Annotated in this window: 13 protein-coding genes; 6 read left to right on the forward strand and 7 right to left on the reverse strand. The window is 64.7% G+C overall.

What is annotated here, in order from left to right; genetic code table 11:
- Window positions 1–90: 90 nt before the first annotated feature.
- Both J6525_RS06635 and J6525_RS06640 read right to left on the reverse strand, forming a co-directional pair.
- Complete coding sequence (locus J6525_RS06635; RefSeq protein WP_225643000.1) at window positions 91–1692, reverse strand: AMP-binding protein; 1602 nt, start codon at window positions 1690–1692, stop codon at window positions 91–93.
- Window positions 1693–1831: 139 nt separating this feature from the next.
- Window positions 1832–2698: a beta-keto acid cleavage family enzyme gene (locus J6525_RS06640; RefSeq protein WP_225643002.1), complete on the reverse strand. Its 867-nt coding sequence runs from the start codon at window positions 2696–2698 to the stop codon at window positions 1832–1834.
- A gap of 214 nt (window positions 2699–2912) precedes the next feature.
- Here J6525_RS06640 and J6525_RS06645 point away from each other — a divergent pair, with 214 nt between their 5' ends.
- Window positions 2913–4136: an ABC transporter substrate-binding protein gene (locus J6525_RS06645; protein WP_225643003.1), complete on the forward strand. Its 1224-nt coding sequence runs from the start codon at window positions 2913–2915 to the stop codon at window positions 4134–4136.
- A gap of 142 nt (window positions 4137–4278) precedes the next feature.
- Here J6525_RS06645 and J6525_RS06650 read toward each other — a convergent pair whose 3' ends face one another.
- The 4 genes from J6525_RS06650 to J6525_RS06665 all read right to left on the reverse strand — a co-directional run bounded on the left by J6525_RS06650 (window position 4279) and on the right by J6525_RS06665 (window position 8557).
- On the reverse strand, window positions 4279–5109 hold the full coding sequence (locus tag J6525_RS06650) for a helix-turn-helix domain-containing protein (RefSeq protein WP_225643005.1): 831 nt from the start codon (window positions 5107–5109) through the stop codon (window positions 4279–4281).
- Between the two features lie 197 nt (window positions 5110–5306).
- Complete coding sequence (locus J6525_RS06655) at window positions 5307–5963, reverse strand: glutathione S-transferase family protein (RefSeq protein ID WP_225643007.1); 657 nt, start codon at window positions 5961–5963, stop codon at window positions 5307–5309.
- On the reverse strand, window positions 5963–7132 hold the full coding sequence (locus J6525_RS06660; RefSeq protein WP_225643009.1) for an acyl-CoA dehydrogenase family protein: 1170 nt from the start codon (window positions 7130–7132) through the stop codon (window positions 5963–5965). Before J6525_RS06660 ends, J6525_RS06655 begins: the two co-directional genes overlap by 1 nt.
- Window positions 7133–7420: 288 nt before the next feature.
- Window positions 7421–8557 carry an acyl-CoA dehydrogenase family protein gene (locus tag J6525_RS06665; protein WP_225643012.1) on the reverse strand — a complete coding sequence of 379 codons (1137 nt, stop codon included), beginning with the start codon at window positions 8555–8557 and terminating at the stop codon, window positions 7421–7423.
- A 215-nt stretch (window positions 8558–8772) separates the two neighbouring features.
- Between J6525_RS06665 and J6525_RS06670 the strand changes: the two genes are divergently transcribed.
- Together J6525_RS06670 and J6525_RS06675 are read left to right on the forward strand one after the other, a co-directional pair.
- Complete coding sequence (locus tag J6525_RS06670) at window positions 8773–10314, forward strand: acyl-CoA synthetase (protein WP_225643014.1); 1542 nt, start codon at window positions 8773–8775, stop codon at window positions 10312–10314.
- 125 nt (window positions 10315–10439) lie between these two features.
- A complete protein-coding gene (locus tag J6525_RS06675; protein WP_225643016.1) occupies window positions 10440–11660 on the forward strand; it encodes an ABC transporter substrate-binding protein in 1221 nt (406 codons plus the stop codon).
- Between the two features lie 236 nt (window positions 11661–11896).
- Here J6525_RS06675 and J6525_RS06680 read toward each other — a convergent pair whose 3' ends face one another.
- Window positions 11897–12661, reverse strand: coding sequence for a helix-turn-helix domain-containing protein (locus J6525_RS06680; protein ID WP_092079038.1), 765 nt, complete (start codon window positions 12659–12661; stop codon window positions 11897–11899).
- Window positions 12662–12914: 253 nt separating this feature from the next.
- Here J6525_RS06680 and J6525_RS06685 point away from each other — a divergent pair, with 253 nt between their 5' ends.
- The 3 genes from J6525_RS06685 (at window position 12915) to J6525_RS06695 (ending at window position 18322) form a co-directional block, all read left to right on the forward strand.
- Window positions 12915–15134, forward strand: coding sequence for a marine proteobacterial sortase target protein (locus J6525_RS06685; RefSeq protein WP_376708449.1), 2220 nt, complete (start codon window positions 12915–12917; stop codon window positions 15132–15134).
- A gap of 204 nt (window positions 15135–15338) precedes the next feature.
- Complete coding sequence (locus tag J6525_RS06690; protein WP_225643020.1) at window positions 15339–15929, forward strand: class GN sortase; 591 nt, start codon at window positions 15339–15341, stop codon at window positions 15927–15929.
- Between the two features lie 170 nt (window positions 15930–16099).
- Window positions 16100–18322, forward strand: a complete 2223-nt coding sequence (locus J6525_RS06695) for an acetate--CoA ligase family protein (RefSeq protein ID WP_225643021.1) — start codon at window positions 16100–16102, stop codon at window positions 18320–18322.
- Window positions 18323–18359 lie beyond the last annotated feature (37 nt).

Raw genomic sequence — 18359 nt, forward strand, 5'->3', positions numbered from 1 at the left:
CCCAATGCGCGATTGCGCATTGTGGAATCTCGAGGTTCCGGGTTCGCGCAAATGCGCGCCCCGGAACGACGCCAATATTGTGAGTCATCATCACGTGTTCTTTCCGTCGAAATGCCCACTGTATTGCTGCCGCAGCTCGACCTTGCGCAGCTTGCCGGTCGCGGTCATCGGCATCTCCTCGAGGATACGCACCAGCTTCGGCACCTGGAAGCCGCCGAGATGCTTTCTGCAATGCGCCTCGATGCCGGCCTCGTCGGCCACCGCGCCGGGCTTCAGCTTGACGAAAGCGGAGACCGCCTCGCCCCATTGCGGATGCGGCAGGCCGACCACGGCGGCGTTCTGCACGGCGGGATGCGCCAGCAGCGTCTCCTCGATCTTGACCGAGGCAACGTTCTCGCCGCCCGACTTGATCATATCCTTCTTGCGGTCGAGGAACAGCACCTCGCCATTGCCGTCGATCAGGGCAAGATCGCCGGTATGGTGCCAGCCGAACTTGCGCGCCTCCTCGGTCGATTTGGGGTCCTTGTAGTAGCCCATCATCACATTGGGCCCGCGATGCACCAGCTCGCCGATCTCGCCGCGCGGCAGCAGGTTGCCGTTGTCGTCCATGATCGCGGTCTCGTTGACGATCAGCGATTCGCCCCAATAGTTGCCGAAGCGGTCGAGCTGAACCTCCGGGCGGGACATCGTCGTCGCCGGATACATCTCGGTCTGGCCGCTGGACAGCACGAAGTCCGGACAGAGATCGGCGATGGCGCGCTCGAGCAACGGCTTGCCCATCGGCGCCATGGTGTAGATGCAGCAGCGCAGGCCCGACAGGTCGTAGTCGCGGCGGCGCGGATGATCGAGGATCGCCTGATACATCAAGGACAGGCCAACGAACACGGTGAGCTTGTCGCGGACGATCGCCTCCATGCAAACCACCGGATCGAAGCCGCGCATCAGCGCCATGCGGCCGCCGACCGAGAGATAGCTGAGCAGCAGCACGTGGCCGGCGCAGTGGAACAGCGGAAACTGCCCGGTGATTCCGTCATCGCGCGAGAGCTGCATCTCGATACAATTGCTCATCACGGCCATGACAACGGCGAGGTGACAATGCATCGCGCCCTTCGGCCGCGAGGTCGTGCCTGACGTATAGATGATCATCGCGAGATCGCGGTCGTTGATCTCGATGTCAGGCTCGATATCCGACTGTCCCTCCAGCAGACCGTTGAACTCCTGCAATCCGGTCTTGCCGGCATTACCGGTCAGGTCGATTGCGATCATCTCCATGCCGCGCGCTTCCAGCGCGGCGCGGCGGTCGGCCTGGGCATGAAGGGCGTCGTCGATGACGGCGAAACGCACCCCGGCGTGACCGAGGATGTAGTCCATATCCGACGGGCCGAGCATGGTGTTGATGGGCACCCAGACCAGCCCGGCGCGGTGAATGCCGAACAGCGCTTTGACGAATTCGACGGAGTTGTTGCAGATGGTCGAGATCTTCTCGCCCGGCTTCAGCCCGCGCTGCACCAGATGATTGGCGAAGCGATTGGCGTCGCGCTCGAGCTCGGTGAAGGTGACCTGCCTGCTGCCGTCGGTCAGCGCGATGCGATTCGGAAACCGCCGCGCGGCGCGCTTCAGGAGATCGCCGATCGCGACCCGCCCGATGCGGCCCGGCCCGGTGACGCCGCCGGTTGCTGCGAGATTGTCCATGTATGTCCTCCTGCCTCGTCATTGCGAGGAGCTCGCGACAAAATTGCAAAGCAATTTTGCGCTGAAGCGACGAAGCAATCCATACTTTCCAAACGGCAAGATGGATTGCTTCGCTTCGCTCGCAATGACGGGACGACGGCTAGTGCCTGACCCCGAAAATTTGCCGCGCTTCCACCGGGCTTGCGATCTCGCGGCCGGCGCGGCGCGCGCAGGCGGCGAGGCCTTCGACGAGCTGCCCGTTCGACGTCACCTTGGTGCCGTCGCCGAGATAGAACGTATCCTCGAGCCCGCTGCGCAGATGGCCGCCGAGGTCGGCGGCGCGCTGGTGCAGCGGCCAGATCTCGGCACGGCCGATCGCGGTGACCTGCCAATGCGCCTCCGGCGCCTTCAGCTTCAACAGGATCGGCAACAGCTCCGGATCGGCCGGCATGCCCGAGGCGACGCCCATGACGAAATTGTATTCGAGCGGACCGGAATACATCCCGGTCTGCCGGTACATGCCGACGCAGCGCACGATGCCGACATCGAAGCACTCGAATTCGGGAATGGTGCCGGCCACCTTCATCACGTCGAGATAGTCCTGCACCTTCTCGACGGCGTTGTCGAACATCATCGGCGGCCAGGCCCAGGTGTTGCCGGCCTTCACCTTGAGATAATTCAACGAGCCGGCATTGCAGGCGGCGATCTCGGGCCTGGTCTCGCGCACGCAATCGAGCGCGCCCTGGTAGTTCGGGCCGGAGGTGCCGGTGGTGTGGTTGATGATCACGCCGGGGCAGGCCTCGCGGATCGCCTGCTGGATCTCCTTGCTGACGCCGACGTCCCACGACGGCAGATGGCCCTTGTTCGGCTCCTGCTGGCGCAGATGGATGTGCATGATGCTGGCGCCGGCGTTGAACGCGGCCTTGGCCTCGCGCGCCATCTGTTCCGGCGTCACCGGAACGTTGTGCTGCTTCGGGTCGGTAAGCACGCCGTTCAGCGCGCAGGTGATGACGGCCTTGTCGCTCATGGGTCTCTTGTCCGCTTTGCAGCGCACCTGCGCTGCTGATTTCGCCATGATGAGAACTTTGCCTTCGCGCCATCTTGCGTTGACTGGCTAAGTGGATGCGCCGACGACACAATCCGTCGTCAGCCGGTTAACACAAGACGCGGCGCCCGCGTCACGCCTAACCTTGCCGCCAAGCAGAAGCGGCGCAACAAGCCGGCATCACGGGGAGAACGTCATGGTCTCGATCAACCGGCGCAGATGGCTCACCGGCGCGGCAGGCGTGGGGCTTGCCGCAGCCGCAGGCGTCCGAGCTTCACTTGCCGAGGACACGCCAGGCGTCACCGCGACCGAGATCAGGATCGGCAGCACCACCTCGCTGAGCGGCCCGGTGTCCGCGCTCGGCGTGCAGGCGCGCTGTCAGGAAGCCTATTTCAAGATGCTGAACGAGCAGGGCGGCATCGCCGGCCGGCAGATCAAATACATCTACTACGACGACGCGTTCAATCCGGCGAAGACGGTCGAGCAGGTGCGCCGCCTGATCGAGAGCGACAATGTCGCCTTCCTGTTCAACATGCTCGGCACCGCGCCGAATTCGTCGATCGTCAAATACATCAATGCCGCCAAGGTGCCGCACCTGTTTCTGTCGGTGAACGGCGACAAATGGGGCGACTACAAGACCTATCCCTGGACCATGGGCTTTGCGCCGAGCGCGCGGACCGAGGCGCAGGTGTTCGTCAAATATGCACTGAGCCAGAACAAGAACGCGAAATTCGCGGTGCTCTACCAGAACGACGACCTCGGCAAGGATTTCGTCGCCGGAGCCAAGGACGTGCTCGCCGAGCGGTTCGCGACCGCCGCCGTGGTGGCCTCGCACGAGGTGACCGATCCCACGATCGATTCCCAGATCGTGGCGCTGCGCGGCGCCAATCCCGATGTGCTGATCTCGGGCACCACGGCAAAGTTCTGCGCGCAGTCGATTCGCAAGATCTATGAGCTCGGCTGGAAGCCGATGCACTTCATCGCCAGCGGCGCCGCCTCGATCTCCTCGACCATCGCGCCTGTCGGCCTCGACAAGTCGCAGGGCACGATCTCGTCGGCCTATGTCAAGGACGTCGCCGACCCGGCCTGGGCCAATGATCCCGGCGTGAAGAACTTCCTCGCCTTCATGGAAAAGTACTTCCCCGACGGCAATCCGAAGGAAGGCTACAACCTCTACGCCTACACGGTGGCGCAGGTGCTGAAAATCGTGCTCGAGCAATGCAAGGGCGATTTCAGCCGTGACAACATCATGGCGCAGGCCAACAACCTGAAGGACATCGAGGTCCCGACGCTGTTGCCCGGCATCCGCGTCAACACCAGCCCGACCAATCATCACCCGCTGCAGCAGCTTCAGCTGCAACGGATCGAAGGTCCGGGCTGGCTGCGGTTCGGCGAGGTGATTCAGGGCGCGAACTTGTGAACGCAGAACAACCCAAGTGTCATCCCGGCGAAAGCCGGGACCCATAACCACAGCCGTCAATTGCTTCGCGAGATCTCTGCCATCCCGCGTCACGGATAGATCACGCGGTATGGGTCCCGGCTTTCGCCGGGACGACGGATGGTTAAGTCAGCGCGCGTTCGCTGGCGGCCTGCCCGGTGCGGTAGATCGCAAGGTCCCGCGAGCCGGAGAAAATCGCGCGCGGCTTCAAGCCATAGAAGCGACGAATCGAGTGGCTGAAATGGGTCGAGTCGGGATAGCCGATATCCTGCGCGAGATGCGCGAGGTTGATGTCCTGGTTGGCGAAGTGCAGCAGATGCCGCGCGCGCTTCCAGGCGCGGAAGGAGCGGAACGAAATCCCGGTCTCCTCCTTGAACAGATGCAGGAAGCGCGAGGGAGATAGCCCGGCTTCGGCAGCGCAGCCCGCCGCAGTCACCGGCTCGCCGGAGAACTGGCCGATGCGGCCGATCGCGCGCACGACCCGCGGATCGAGCACGCGCTGCGGCAGCGCGTCGCCGAAGCACATGGTGTCGAACTCGGCATTCGCGATCGCGTCACGGTGCTGCATCTCGGCAAGCGTCGCATAAGCGTTACGAATGCGATTGGCGAACAGATGAGAGTCCGGTCCTTGCAAACGGCGGGCGACGGCTTCGAGCGTGCCGTCGGGCACGCTTTCCGGCTCGATCGCGACGCAGATCGCCGAACGATATTCGCTGGTGATAGTGTGGCGCAGGTTCGGCATCGTCACCGCGAGCTCGCCGTGGGACTCGCGGCCTTCGCTGGTCGACAGATGCAAGCCGTCGCGGATCGCGACATAGACGTGGAATGCACCGGGACAGCGCTCGCGCGGGCGTCCGAGCAGCCCGGCATAGAACACCCGTTCCGGCGTGATCAGCATCCGGTGACCGGATTGCTGGTTGGAGCTCTGGCACTTCGCGTCCGCGATCGCGTCCATGGCGGTTCCTCCTCGCGCGGCTCTTTGGGCCGCTGCGGCGGAGCTACCATAACGCAAATTCGCACGGTGTCACTGCAACGAAACGTCGTCATTCCGGGGCGCATCAAAGATGCGAGCCCCCAATGCGCAATTGCGCATTGTGGAATCTCGAGATTCCGGGTTCGATGCTGACGCATCGTCCCGGAATGACGGAGAAGTTACGGCCGCGCCCGCGGCGCAACGTTCTGTTCCTGACCGGCTTTTTGCTCCGCCGCGACCGCGCGCTGGTAACCGTCGCGCTGCTGCAGCCGCGCCCAATAGGCCGCGACATTCGGCCCGAAATCCTTGGCAAGGCCGATATTGCTGGCGAGACGGAGCGCATAACCGTTGGCAATGTCGGCCGCCGTGAAGCGTTCCGCGCAGAGGAATTCAGACTTCGCGGCGGCGGATTCCACCGCACGCAGGCGGCCCAGGAACCATTTTGCATAGTCGCCCGAGACCTGCGGGTTGCGCCGCTCCTCTGGCTCGAGCTGGCTGTAGCGGAGCACCAGCGTCTGCGGAAACGTCAGCGTCGCGTCGGAAAAATACATCCAGTTCAGGAACGCGCCATAGGCCGGCTCGTCGACGCCGACGATCAGCGGCGTCGGGCCGTATTTGGTGCCGAGATAATGACAGATGCCGGAGGACTCCGTCATCCTGGTCTCGCCATCGATCATGAACGGGATGGTACCGAGCGGATTGATGCCGAGATATTCCTTGGCGAACACGCGCGGCGGGAACGGCAGCATCTTCAGCTCATAGGACAGCCCAAGCTCCTCCAGCATCCACAGCGGACGGAACGAGCGAGCGGCGTCGCAATGATAGAGCGTGATCATCAGGCGTTTCCCTTTTGCTTCAGGCCAGGTAGCGTGCCCATCATCTTGCACAATACCATGAGCATGACCTCGTCCGCGCCGCCGCCGATCGATGTCAGGCGGCTGTCGCGATAGGCGCGGCTGACCGGCGTCTCGTTGGTGAAGCCCATGCCGCCCCAATATTGCAGGCAGGCGTCGGTGAGCTCGCGGCCGAGCCGGCCGGCCTTCAGCTTGGCCATGGTCGCGAGCCGGGTCACGTCCTCGCCGGCCACCAGCGCCTCGCCGGCACGATAGATCAGCGAGCGCAGCAGCTCGACCTCGGTCTGCATTTCCGCGAGCTTGAAGTGCACCACCTGGTTATCGAGGATCGAACCGCCGAATGCCTTGCGGTTGCGAGTGTAGTCGATGGTCTCGTTGATGATGAATTCATGCGCCTTCAGGCAGGCCGCCGCACCCCACAGCCGCTCCTCCTGGAACTGGATCATCTGGTAGGTGAAGCCCTGGCCCTCCTCGCCGATCCGGTTGCGCTTGGGGACCCGGACATTGTCGAAGAAGATCTGCGCGGTGTCGGAGGAGCGCATGCCGAGCTTGTCGAGCTTGCGCGCGACCTGCACGCCCCTCGTCTTCATCGGTACACAGATCAGCGACTTGTTGCGATGGACCGGGCCGTCGCTGGTGTTGGCGAGGAGGCAGATCCAGTCGGCCTGGGTGCCGTTGGTGATCCACATCTTGCCGCCATTGATGACGTAGTCGTCGCCGTCGGAGCGCGCACTGGTCTTGATCGAGGCGACGTCGGAGCCGGCGCCGGGCTCGGAGACGCCGATGCAGGCCACCTGGTCGCCGGCAATCGCGGGGCTTAGAAATTCGCGCCGCACCTCGTCGGAGCCGAACCGCGCCAGCGCCGGCGTCGCCATGTCGGTCTGCACCCCGATCGCCATCGGCACGCCGCCGCAGGTGATGGCGCCTAGCTCCTCGGCCATCATCAGCGCGTAGGAATAATCCAGTCCCTGGCCGCCGAACTCGACCGGCTTGTTGAGGCCGAGGAAGCCGAGATCGCCGAGCTTCTTGAACAGCTCATGCGCCGGGAAGATGTCGGCCTTCTCCCATTCGTCGACATGGGGATTGATCTCGGCCGCGATGAACTTCTGTAGTGCGCGGCGCGGTTCGTCGTGGTCGGCGGTGAAGAGCATGTTCTCGAACTATCCTTTGTCATTCCGGGGCGATGCGAAGCATCGAACCCGGAATCTCGATCCATTACCTCTGGATTCCGGGTTCGCGCTGGCGCGCGCCCCGGAATGACCTTTCCTTCTCACCCCCCTGAAAGGGGGAGGTCGGCACGTTCGGCTATGCCGAGCGGGCCGGGTGGGGGTCAAACTAGCAGTCCGACTCGCGGCTTGACCCCCACCCTGCCCTCCCCCTTTCAGGGGGAGGGTTCACAATCCGCCTTTTCGCCGCGACCACATCATCACCTGACGCGATCACAACCCCATCTGCCGGCTCGCGAGGTCCTTCATGATCTCCTCGGTGCCGCCGCCGATGGCATTGACCTTGACCTCGCGGTAGATGCGCTCGACCTTGACGCCGCGCATGAAGCCGGCGCCGCCGAAGATCTGCACCGCCTCGGAGGCGCAATGCGCCATGGTCTGGGTCGCCTGGTTCTTCATCATGCAGATTTCGGCGACCGGGCTTTCGCCCTGGCCGAGCCGCCATGCCAGCATTTCCAGCATCGCCTGCGAGGCCGCGACCTTCTGTGCCATGTCGACGATCTTGTGCCTGATCACCTGGTGCTGCGCGATCGGCTTGCCGAACGTCTTGCGCTCCTTGGCATAGGCGACCGCCTCGTCGAGGCAGACGCGCGCATAGGCGGTGCAGCTCGCCGCCATGCCCATGCGCTCGCTGTTGAAGTTCTGCATGATGATCTTGAAGCCCTGCCCTTCCTCGCCGATCAGGTTCTCGACCGGCACGCGGCATTCGTCGAAGTGAAGCGTCGCGGTATCCGACGCCCACCAGCCCATCTTCTTCAGCTTGGTGCGGGACAGGCCCGGCGTATTGCCTTCGATCAACAGCAGGCTGACGCCGCCGGGACCTTCGCCGCCGGTGCGCACCGCGACCGTCAGATAGTCGGCGCGCATGCCCGAGGTGATGAAGGTCTTCTCGCCGGAGACGACATAGTGGTCGCCGTCGCGCCGCGCCCTGGTGCGCAGGTTCGCGACATCGGAGCCGCCGCTCGGCTCGGTGATCGCGAGCGCGGAGATCTTCTTGCCGGCGAGCACCTCCGGCAGCACCCGCGCCTTGACCTCGGGTCGCGCGGCACGGGCGATCGGCGGCGAACCGATGGTGTGGCTCATCAGGCTCGAGGAGACGCCGCCGGCGCCGGCACGCGCCAGCTCCTGCGAGGCCACGATTCTCATGAACTGGTCGGCGGCGATGCCGCCATATTCTTCCGGGAAGCCGAGGCCGAGTAGCCCGATCGCGGACGCCTTGGCATAGAGCTCGCGCGGAAACTCGCCGTCCTCGTCCCATTGATGGGCATAAGGCTCGATTTCTTTGGCAACAAAGCGCCGCATCACCTCGCGAAAGGCCTCATGCTCGCCGGTGTAGAACGGGTTTGCCATCCGCGTGCTCCGTTGATTCTTCCCTCCGACGATGTCCGGATTTCTCCCGGTTCACTTGCGTCGAGTGGCTGCCATCGGTGCCGACGCCCGGCCCGGCGATTTGCCAGCCACTAAACGCAAGACAGTATCCTTATACGCCCCCTCCACTGCCAATTCATGGCATCAATTGAGCCAGGAACAGGCGGCGCAAGACTGCCGTTCCGGAGGAGGGAAATTTGCCGGTTCGTTATTACGACTGGATCGCGCATCATCGCCGGCGCACGCCGGACAAGATGGCGCTTGTCGATCTCGCCAGCGGACGCCGCTTCAGCTATGCGGAGCTCGACGCCCGCGTGTCACGGCTCGCGGCCTGGCTGCGCGATGGGCTCAAGGTTGCCAGCGGCGACCGCGTCGCGGTGCTGGCGCTGAACACGACCGATACGCTGGAGGTGCAGTTCGCCTGCTTCCGGATCGGCGCGATCTTCCTGCCGCTCAACACCCGCCTCACCGTTCCCGAGCTGCGCTACATCACCGGCGACGCCGCGCCGAAGGTGATGATCTATGACGACAATCTCGCCGAGGCCGCGCTTGCGGTGGCAAAGCTCTGCAATGTCGCTGCGACCGTGAGGCTCGGCCCCGGCGGCGCCTATGAGGCCGGCATCGCGGCAGCCACGCCGCTCGAACGGTTCGAGGAGGTCATGCTCGATGACATCTCGACCATCATGTACACCTCGGGGACGACCGGCCAGCCCAAGGGCGCGATTATCACGCATGGGATGACGTTCTGGAATTGCGTCAATCTCGGCGGCCCCGCCTACATCTCGCCGGCCTCGGTGCTGCTCACGGTGCTGCCGCTGTTCCACACCGGCGGGCTGAATTGCTACACCAACCCGGTGCTGCATGCCGGCGGCACCGTGCTGATCATGCGCGCCTTCGATCCCGGCGAGGCGCTGAAGCTGATCGGCGATCCCTTGCAGGGCATCAACGTCTTCTTCGGCGTGCCCGCGATCTACCAGTTCATGGCGCAGCATCCTTCCTTCGCTACGGCGGATTTCAGCCGCCTCGTCATTGGCGGCGTCGGCGGCGCGCCGATGCCGGTGCCGCTGCTCAAGACCTGGGAGGCGCGCGGCGTGGCGCTGCAGCAGGGCTACGGCATGACCGAGACCTCGCCGGCGGTGATGGTGCTCGACCGCGAGGATGCCGCGCGCAAGGCCGGCTCCTCCGGCAAGCCGGTGCTGCACACCGAGGTCCGCATCGTGCGGCCCGACGGCAGCGACGCCGCGGTCGGCGAGCTCGGCGAACTCTGGGTCAAGGGCCCGAACATCACGCCGGGCTACTGGAACAGGCCGGACGCCAATGCTTCCTCCTTCACCGACGGCTGGCTGCACACCGGCGACGCCACGCGGATCGACGAGGAAGGCTTCTACTACATCGTCGACCGCTGGAAGGACATGTACATCTCGGGCGGCGAGAACGTCTATCCGGCCGAGGTCGAGAGCGTGCTGCATCAATTGGCCGCCGTCGCCGAAGCCGCCGTGATCGGCATACCCGACGAGCAATGGGGCGAAGTCGGCATGGCGATCATTGCCGTGAAATCCGGCCATTCGCTGACGCCGGCCGAGGTGCACGCGCATTGCCAGGCCAATCTGGCGCGGTTCAAATGCCCGCGCCTGATCGAATTCATCGAGGTCCTGCCGCGGAACGCGACAGGCAAAATTCATAAGCCGACGCTCCGGCAGCAATTCAGCCGGCCGAAGCCAACCGATACCGCGGCGTGAGCCAGACGCGCGCCGCGCGTTCCGGGATTCGCCGCGACAAGGATTGCCCCGCTGCCGTCTGCCGGGACCGGCTGCGGGTTCGTTGCGTAAGTCCCCAACCAAGATCAATCGAGGAAATTGCCTTTATGAAAACAACAACACTGTCGCTGCTGGCAGCCGCCACGGCGCTCTGCCTGCTCTCCACCCAGGCCGCCTTTGCACAAAAGAAGTATGATACCGGCGCCTCCGACACCGAGATCAAGATCGGCAATGTCGAGGCCTATAGCGGTCCCGCCTCCGCCTACGGCGTCATCGGCAAGACCGAAGAAGCCTATTTCAAGATGATCAACGACCAGGGCGGCATCAACGGCCGCAAGATCAACTGGATCTCCTATGACGACGGCTACTCGCCGCCGAAGACCGTGGAGCAGATCCGCAAACTGATCGAGAGCGACGAGGTCTTCCTGGTGTTCAACGCGCTGGGCACGCCGACCCAGACCGCGGTGCAGAAGTATCACAACGCCAAGAAGGTGCCGCAGCTGTTCCTCGCCACCGGCGCCAGCAAGTGGAACGATCCGAAGGATTTCCCGTGGACCATGGGTTTCCAGCCGAGCTATCGCGTCGAGGCGCGGATCTTCGGCAAGTACATCCTGAAGGCCAAGCCGGATGCCAAGATCGCGATCTTCTACGCCAATGACGATTTCGGCAAGGACTACCTGGTCGGCTTGAAGGAGATCCTCGACAAGTCGAGCGTCAAGATCGTCGCCGAAGAGAGCTACGAGACCACCGAGCCGTCGATCGACTCCCACATCGTCAAGCTGAAGGACACCGGCGCCGACGTGTTCGTCAACATCTCGACGCCGAAATTCGCGGCGCAGGCGATCAAGAAGATCGCCGAGCTCAACTGGAAGCCGATGCAGGTGATGACCGACGTCTCGATCTCGATCGGCGCGGTCATGAAGCCCGCCGGGCTCGAGGCCTCGGAAGGCGTGCTGTCGGCCGGCTATCTGAAGGACGCGTCCGATGCGCAGTGGAAGAATGACGAGGGCATGAAGAAGTTCATGGCCTTCGCCGAGAAGTACATGCCGGGCGCCAACCTCGCCGACGCCAATCTGGTCTATGGCTACGCCGCGGCCCAGACCATGGTGCAGGTGCTGAAGCAGGCCGGCGACAACCTGACGCGTGAGAACGTGATGAAGCAGGCCGCGAGCCTGAAGGATTTTGCGCCCGACACTCTGATCCCCGGCATTAGGATCAACACCAGCGCGACCGACTTCGCGCCGGTCGAGCAGCTCAAGATGATGCAGTTCAAGAACGGGCAGTGGGAGCTGTTCGGCGACATCATCAGCGCCGAGACCGGCGGCTAGCGCGACGCGCACCGCCACCAAACATCAGCCATCTCGAAGCCGCCCATCCGGGCGGCTTCGTTGCTTTTTGCGGTCCTTCGCAGGGTGGGGCTTGTTAAGTCCGCCGGCGACCACTCTATCACCGTCACCCTGAGGAGCCGCGAAGCGGCGTCTCGAAGGGTCGACGGCCCCGCTGGTGGCCGTGCATCCTTCGAGACGCGCTTCGCGCTCCTCAGGATGACGGGACTGGCAGATGACTATCCCGGCAAGAAAATCGCGAACGGCTCGTCGATCGTTCGACGCAGATGCTCGCGATAGGCGGCGTAGTTCGCATCATCCGCCGACACCCGGCCGAGGCTGGGCTTGGGCACGTTCTTCACCGGCAGGAACGCGATCGGCGCGGCGACCGGCGTCAGCAGCGAGCCGCGGCCGGCGAGCAGCGTCGTGATGATGCCGTACATCTCGCCGGAATTGCGCGGGCGCGACACCGTGATCACGCGATGCTGGCCGTGCCTGTTGGTCACGAGGTAGACGAAGCCGGATTCATTGGGCACCGCTACCTCGCCATACTGGGTGTAATCGGCGTCCTGCCGTTCGCCCTCGCGAAAGCCGAGCGATGACGCCGCTTCGTCCCAGGCGATCTCGGTGCGATAGGCGTACAGCGCGCCCTGCTCGCCGAACGACGGACGCACCGTGATGTAGGTCCCTTCGATCCGCGCCACCGCGCGGCGCGAATAAGAGCCGAGGCTGTCGGGTGCGATCCCGCCATTGGCGGGTGCGGCCACCGTGATCGCCTCCGGCAGCTTGCGCAAGGACACGCCGAGCGCCTGCTCCAGCCGCACCGTGGTCGCCAGCGTGAACGGGCGGCGGCCGCCGAGCACCTTTTCCAGCGTCGAGAGGCTGAGCTTGGCCTGCTCGGCCAGCGCCTGCCGCGAGATTCGGCGGCGCGCGATTTCCTCGCGAATGGTCTCCGCGACCTGCTGGCTCTGCTCGGCGGATAGCTGCTTGTCAGGCGTCGGCATCCGAATTCCTGCCCGGTTCCCCTTGATTCCGCGCAGTCTAGCAGACCGGACAATCCATCACCAAACCGCACAAATCCGCCTCCCGCGGCGGCGGGCCGCGCCGGACTGCGGCCAATCATTGCCGATCATTCTGCTCGCGCCAAAACCGCCGTTCTCCATGATCGCGAGGCAGCGAAAGCCTCGCTCGGGAGTGACGAAAATGACGATTTACGATGCATGTGAGAGCAGCCCGCAGATCCGCCTGTCGCGCAGGATGCGCATTGCGCTGTTCTTTCTGGTGGAAGGTGTCGCCGCGCTGGCGATCGGCTTTGCGGCCTTGTTCGTGAGCTTCGATCCGGTGTGGTCCGCCGAGTTGCCGCGACAGGCGGTGCTGCGGCCGAGCGATGCGCGTTCCGGCTCGCTGCTGTTCAAGACCGACGATGGCTACAGGGATGCACTCAGGCTCGGCGTCGATGTCGACCTCACCGTGTCGGGCCCGACCGTCCGCGCCCGCGTCACGCAGATCTTCCGCAACCCGACCAAGGACTGGGTGGAGGCGACCTATGTCTATCCGCTGCCGACTGGCGGCGCGGTCGACACGCTGAAGATGGTGGTCGGCGACCGCGTCGTGGTCGGCGACATCAAGGAGCGGCAGCAGGCTCGCGCGATCTACGAGCAGGCCAAGCAGAACGGCCAGAAGGCCGCCCTCACCGAACAGGAGCGGCCCAACATCTTCACCAATTCGGTCGCCAATATCGGCCCCGGCGAGACCGTGCTGGTGCAGATCGAATATCAGGAGCCGGTGCAGCAGAACGGCAACGAGTTCTCGCTGCGGGTGCCGATGGTGGTCGGCCCGCGCTACAATCCGCGCCCGGTGGTGCAGAGCGTCGACCTTCGCGCCGACGGCAACGGCTGGGGCGCCACGTCAACCGATCCCGTGCCGGACCGAGACCGCATCGCGAGCGAAGTGCTCGATCCGGCGGCGAATGCGCCGGTCAATCCGACCAACGTCACCGTGCGCCTGAACGCCGGCTTCCCGCTCGGCGAGGTGAAGAGCCATTTCCACCAGGTCAAAATCGAGAGCCCCGACAGCACCACGCGCATCGTCAAGCTCGCCGAAGGCCCGGTGCCGGCCGATCGTGATTTCGAGCTGACCTGGAAGCCGGCCGCCGAGAAGGCGCCGTCGGTCGGGCTGTTCCGCGAGCATGTCGGCAATTCCGACTATCTGCTGGCCTTCGTCACCCCGCCATCGGTCGAGCAGGCGCAACGGAAGCCGTTGCCGCGCGAGGTGATCTTCGTGATCGACAATTCCGGCTCGATGGGTGGCACCTCGATCATCCAGGCCAAGGCGAGCCTGACTTACGCGCTCGGCCGCCTGCAGCCGACCGATCGCTTCAACGTGATCCGGTTCGACGACACCATGGACACGCTGTTCCCGTCGCCGGTCGCGGCAAACAGCACCAATATCGGCAACGCGACGGCGTTCGTCGGCGCGCTGCAGGCCCGCGGCGGCACCGAGATGGTGCCGGCGATGCGCGCGGCGTTGTCCGACACCAACCATGACGACGCCAATTACGTCCGCCAGGTCGTGTTCCTGACCGACGGCGCCATCGGCAACGAGCAGCAATTGTTCGAGACCATCAGCGCGCTGCGCGGGCGCTCGCGCATCTTCATGGTCGGCATCGGCTCGGCGCCGAACACCTATCTGATGACGCGCACCGCCGAGCTCGGCCGCGGCACCTTCACCCATATCGGCTCGGTCGAGCAGGTCGACGAGCGCATGCGCGGCCTGTTCGCCAAGCTGGAAAATCCCGCGGTGACGAATCTCTCCGCGAAATTCTCCGAGGCGGCGGCCGACCTGACGCCGTCGGCACTGCCCGACGTCTATCGCGACGAGCCGCTCGTGCTGGCCGCCAAGCTCGACAAGCTGGCCGGCTCGGTCGAGATCAAGGGCCGCATCGGCGATCGCCCGTGGAGCGTGACGCTGCCGCTCGCGAATGCCGCTGAAGGCAAGGGCCTGTCGAAACTGTGGGCGCGCCGCAAGATCGCCGATGCCGAGGTGGCGCGCACCACGCGGCAGGAGAGCCCCGAGGACGCCGACAAGACCATCCTTGCGCTGGCGCTGGAGCATCAGCTCGTGACGCGGCTGACCAGCCTTGTCGCGGTCGACAAGACGCCGAGCCGCCCGGAAGGCGAGCCGCTGAAGTTGAGCGAACTCCCGCTCAACCTGCCCGCCGGCTGGGATTTTGCGAAGGTGTTCGGCGAGCGTCCGAGTCTGCCGGCCGTACCTGGCGAGCGGCGCGCCGACGCCGGCGACGGCAAGGTGCAGCTCGCTGCGCTGAAGCGGTCACCGGTCGCCACACAAGGTCCCGGCACGATCCAGCTGCCGAAGACCGCGACCGATGCGGAGTTGAAGATGATCGCGGGCGTGATCCTGCTCACGGTCAGCCTTCTCCTCCTGGTGTTCAACCGGCGTCAGACGTCGCCCCAATGACGTCGGATGAAAGGAGGAGGTGCCCCCCAACCTCCTCCTTCAAGAGCGCGCGCGGCCTTCCACCCGTCCCCCAAGGGCCGCGCGCGCCACTCTTCCTCAACCCGCAATGTCATTCCGGGGCGATGCGCAGCATCGAACCCGGAATCTCGAGATTCTGGGTCTGGTCCTTCGGACCATCCCGGAATGACAGCAACAGGCGCAACAATGCCCCGCTTCATCCCAGCCCTCGGCTTCGCCCTCATCGGCCTGATTCTGTTCGGCCAGGGCGCCTATATCCATGCCAAGGCGCTGCTCGCGCAGGTGCTGCTGGAGCGCGCCTTCGCGCAGAGCATCGCGACCGGCCAGCCGGTGAAGCCGTGGAACTGGGCCGATACCTGGCCGGTGGCGCGGATCGAGGTGAAGCGCCTGCACGCCTCCGCGATCGTGCTTGCCGGCAGCAGCGGCCAGGCGCTTGCGTTCGGCCCCGGCCATGTCGAACAGACCGTCGATGCCGGCGAGCGGGGCGTCGCGGTCTATTCGGCACACCGCGACACGCATTTTCGCTTTCTCAGGGATGTCACAATCGGCGACGAGATCGACGTCACGCGAAGCGACGGCAAGATCTTTCGCTATCGGGCCGATCGCAGCTCGGTGGTCCGATTCGATCAATCCGGCATCGATCCGATGACTGACCGACATGAACTGGTGCTGTCGACCTGCTGGCCGTTCGACGCGCTGACATCGGGGTCCGAGCGTTATCTGCTGCACGCGACCTTGATCGAAACGGATTCGCGCCCGCGCGAATCGGGTTCCTGATAGGCAATCAATTTTGCGCCTGCCGGGATATTGCGCGCGGTGCCCTGACCTGCGCCAGCATGAGTTGCTACCCCCTTTCCCTCGTCATAAAAACAATGAAAAATCGCGCGCCTCACGGTGATCCGCCGTGGCCAGAGGAAACAAAGACAACAAGGATAAGGGCAGGCTCCATGGAAGCTTTCGCAAGCACCGCGTCTCATGTGTCCCACGAATGGGCGCCGCCCGCTGACGCCAGCGATATCGTCAAGAGCATCCACGCGATGCTGCATCCGCGCAACATCGTGCTGGTCGGTGCCACCGACAAGCCCGGCAATTACGCCGAACGGATCTGGAACAATCTGGTCAAATACGGCTACGCCGGCGGCCTCTATCCGATCAACGCCAAGCGCGAAGCGATCTGGGGCGTCACCTGCTACAAGGACTTCGCCAGCCTTCCCGAGAAGCCCGACCATGTGCTGGTGCTGGTGCCGGCCCGGTTTGCCGTGCAGGTGATCCGCGATGCGGCCGCGGCCGGCGCACGCTCGGCGACCATCGTCACCTCGGGCTTCAGCGAGCTGCAGGATGAGGAGAGCCAGCGCCTCGCGGTCGAGCTGAAGCAGGCGATCAAGGAGACCGGGCTCGCCGTCACCGGCCCCAACTGCCTCGGCAATCTCAGCGCCGGCGAGAACCTGTTCACCAATATCGACGACCGCATCGTCACCATGGAGCCGGGCGCGGTGGCGATCGCCGGCCAATCCGGCGCGATCGTGATGGCGATCCGCCAGGCGCTGGAGGATCGTGGGGTCGGCGTCGGCTACATGGTCACGACCGGCAATGAATCCGGCCTCGAGACCCCGGACCTGATGAGCTATTTCGCCGCCGATCCGAGCATCCGTGTCATCGTGGTCTATCTCGAAGGCGTCAGGAACACGAAGGTATTCCGCGATGCCTGCAAGGCCGCGCGCGCCGCCGGCAAGCCGGTGATCGCGCTCAAGCTCGGCGCCTCCGAAGGCGGCCGCGCGGCGGCGATGGCGCATACCGGCGCGCTCGCCGGCTCGATCGAGACCTTCGATGCGATCTCGACCCGCGAAGGCGTGATCCGGGTGCGCGGGCTGGATGAACTGATCGAAACCACCGAGTGCTTCGTGCATGCCGATCCGCCGAAGGGCAATCGCCTCGCGGCGGTGTCGTTATCGGGCGGCAAGCGCGGCCTTTTGATCGACGCGTTCTATTCCGCCGGCCTGAACTTCGCGCCGCTGAGCCCGAGCGCCTCGGAGCAGCTGGCGAAGATGCTCGGCCCCGGCAGCATTGTCGGCAATCCGCTCGACGCCGGCTTCGCGGCGGTGGTCGATCCCTCCGTCTACATGAAGTCGATCAAGATCATGATCGACGATCCCGACACCGATATCGTCATCATCGATGCCGAGCTGCCGAAGGCGCCGCACGAGCTGCGCGAGCGCAATCTGCGCATCGTCAACGAGATGGCAGGCCAGGCCAACAAGCCGGTGATCTATATCAGCGCGATGTCGATCGGCTTCACCGAATTCACCAAGGGGCTTCGCAAGTCGCTGCCCGATATCGCGGTCATGCAGGGCCTCGACCGCGCGGTCGGCGCGATCAAGTCGCTGATCGAATATGCCGGCCTGCGCAAGGAGGTGCCCGATATCGCGTCGAGCTCGAAGGCATCGGCGCGCGCGGTGCTGGAGAAGACGCTGAAGGCCGCCAACGGCGCCGCCGCACTCGACGAGGTCGCCTCGAAGAAGCTGCTCAAGGCCTATGGTATCCCGATCTCAAAGGAAGAGGTCGCGCAGACTGCAGCCGAGGCCGTGAAGATCGCCAAGCAAATCGGCTTCCCGGTGGTCGCCAAGGTGGTCAGCCCCGACATCCTGCACAAATCCGATGTCGGCGGGGTGGTGCTGAATCTCGCCAATGCGGCCGAGGTGAAGAAGGCGTTCAACGACATCACCGCGCGGGTGAAGAAGCTGAAGGGCAAGCCGAAGCTCGAGGGCATCCTGATCGCGCAGCAGGTCAAGGCCGACCTCGAGCTCGTGGTCGGCGCCTCGCTCGACGCCGAGATGGGCCCCGTCGTGCTGTTCGGCACCGGCGGCGTCGACATCGAGCTGATGAAGGACGTCGCGCTCGCCGGCGCGCCGCTCGACGCCGCCGAGGCGAAGGAGCTGATCGCCAGGACCAAGGCCGGCGTCAAGATGAAGGGCTATCGCGGCAAGCCCGCGCTGCACGAGCCGTCGGCAGTGAAGGCGCTGGTCGGGCTTTCCAACCTGATGGCCGACGCCAATGGGCGCATTGCCTCGATCGACGTCAACCCGTTCCTGATCAACAGCAAGCTCGGCGTCGCCGTCGACGGCCTGATCGTGCTGAACAACGCCGCCGCGAACAAGGCCGCGGGGCATTAGGGTTCGATACTCGCTTTCTCCTTCCCCGTCATCCTGA

It is taken from the genome of Bradyrhizobium australafricanum (genome assembly GCF_020329495.1).
Lineage (GTDB): Bacteria > Pseudomonadota > Alphaproteobacteria > Rhizobiales > Xanthobacteraceae > Bradyrhizobium > Bradyrhizobium australafricanum.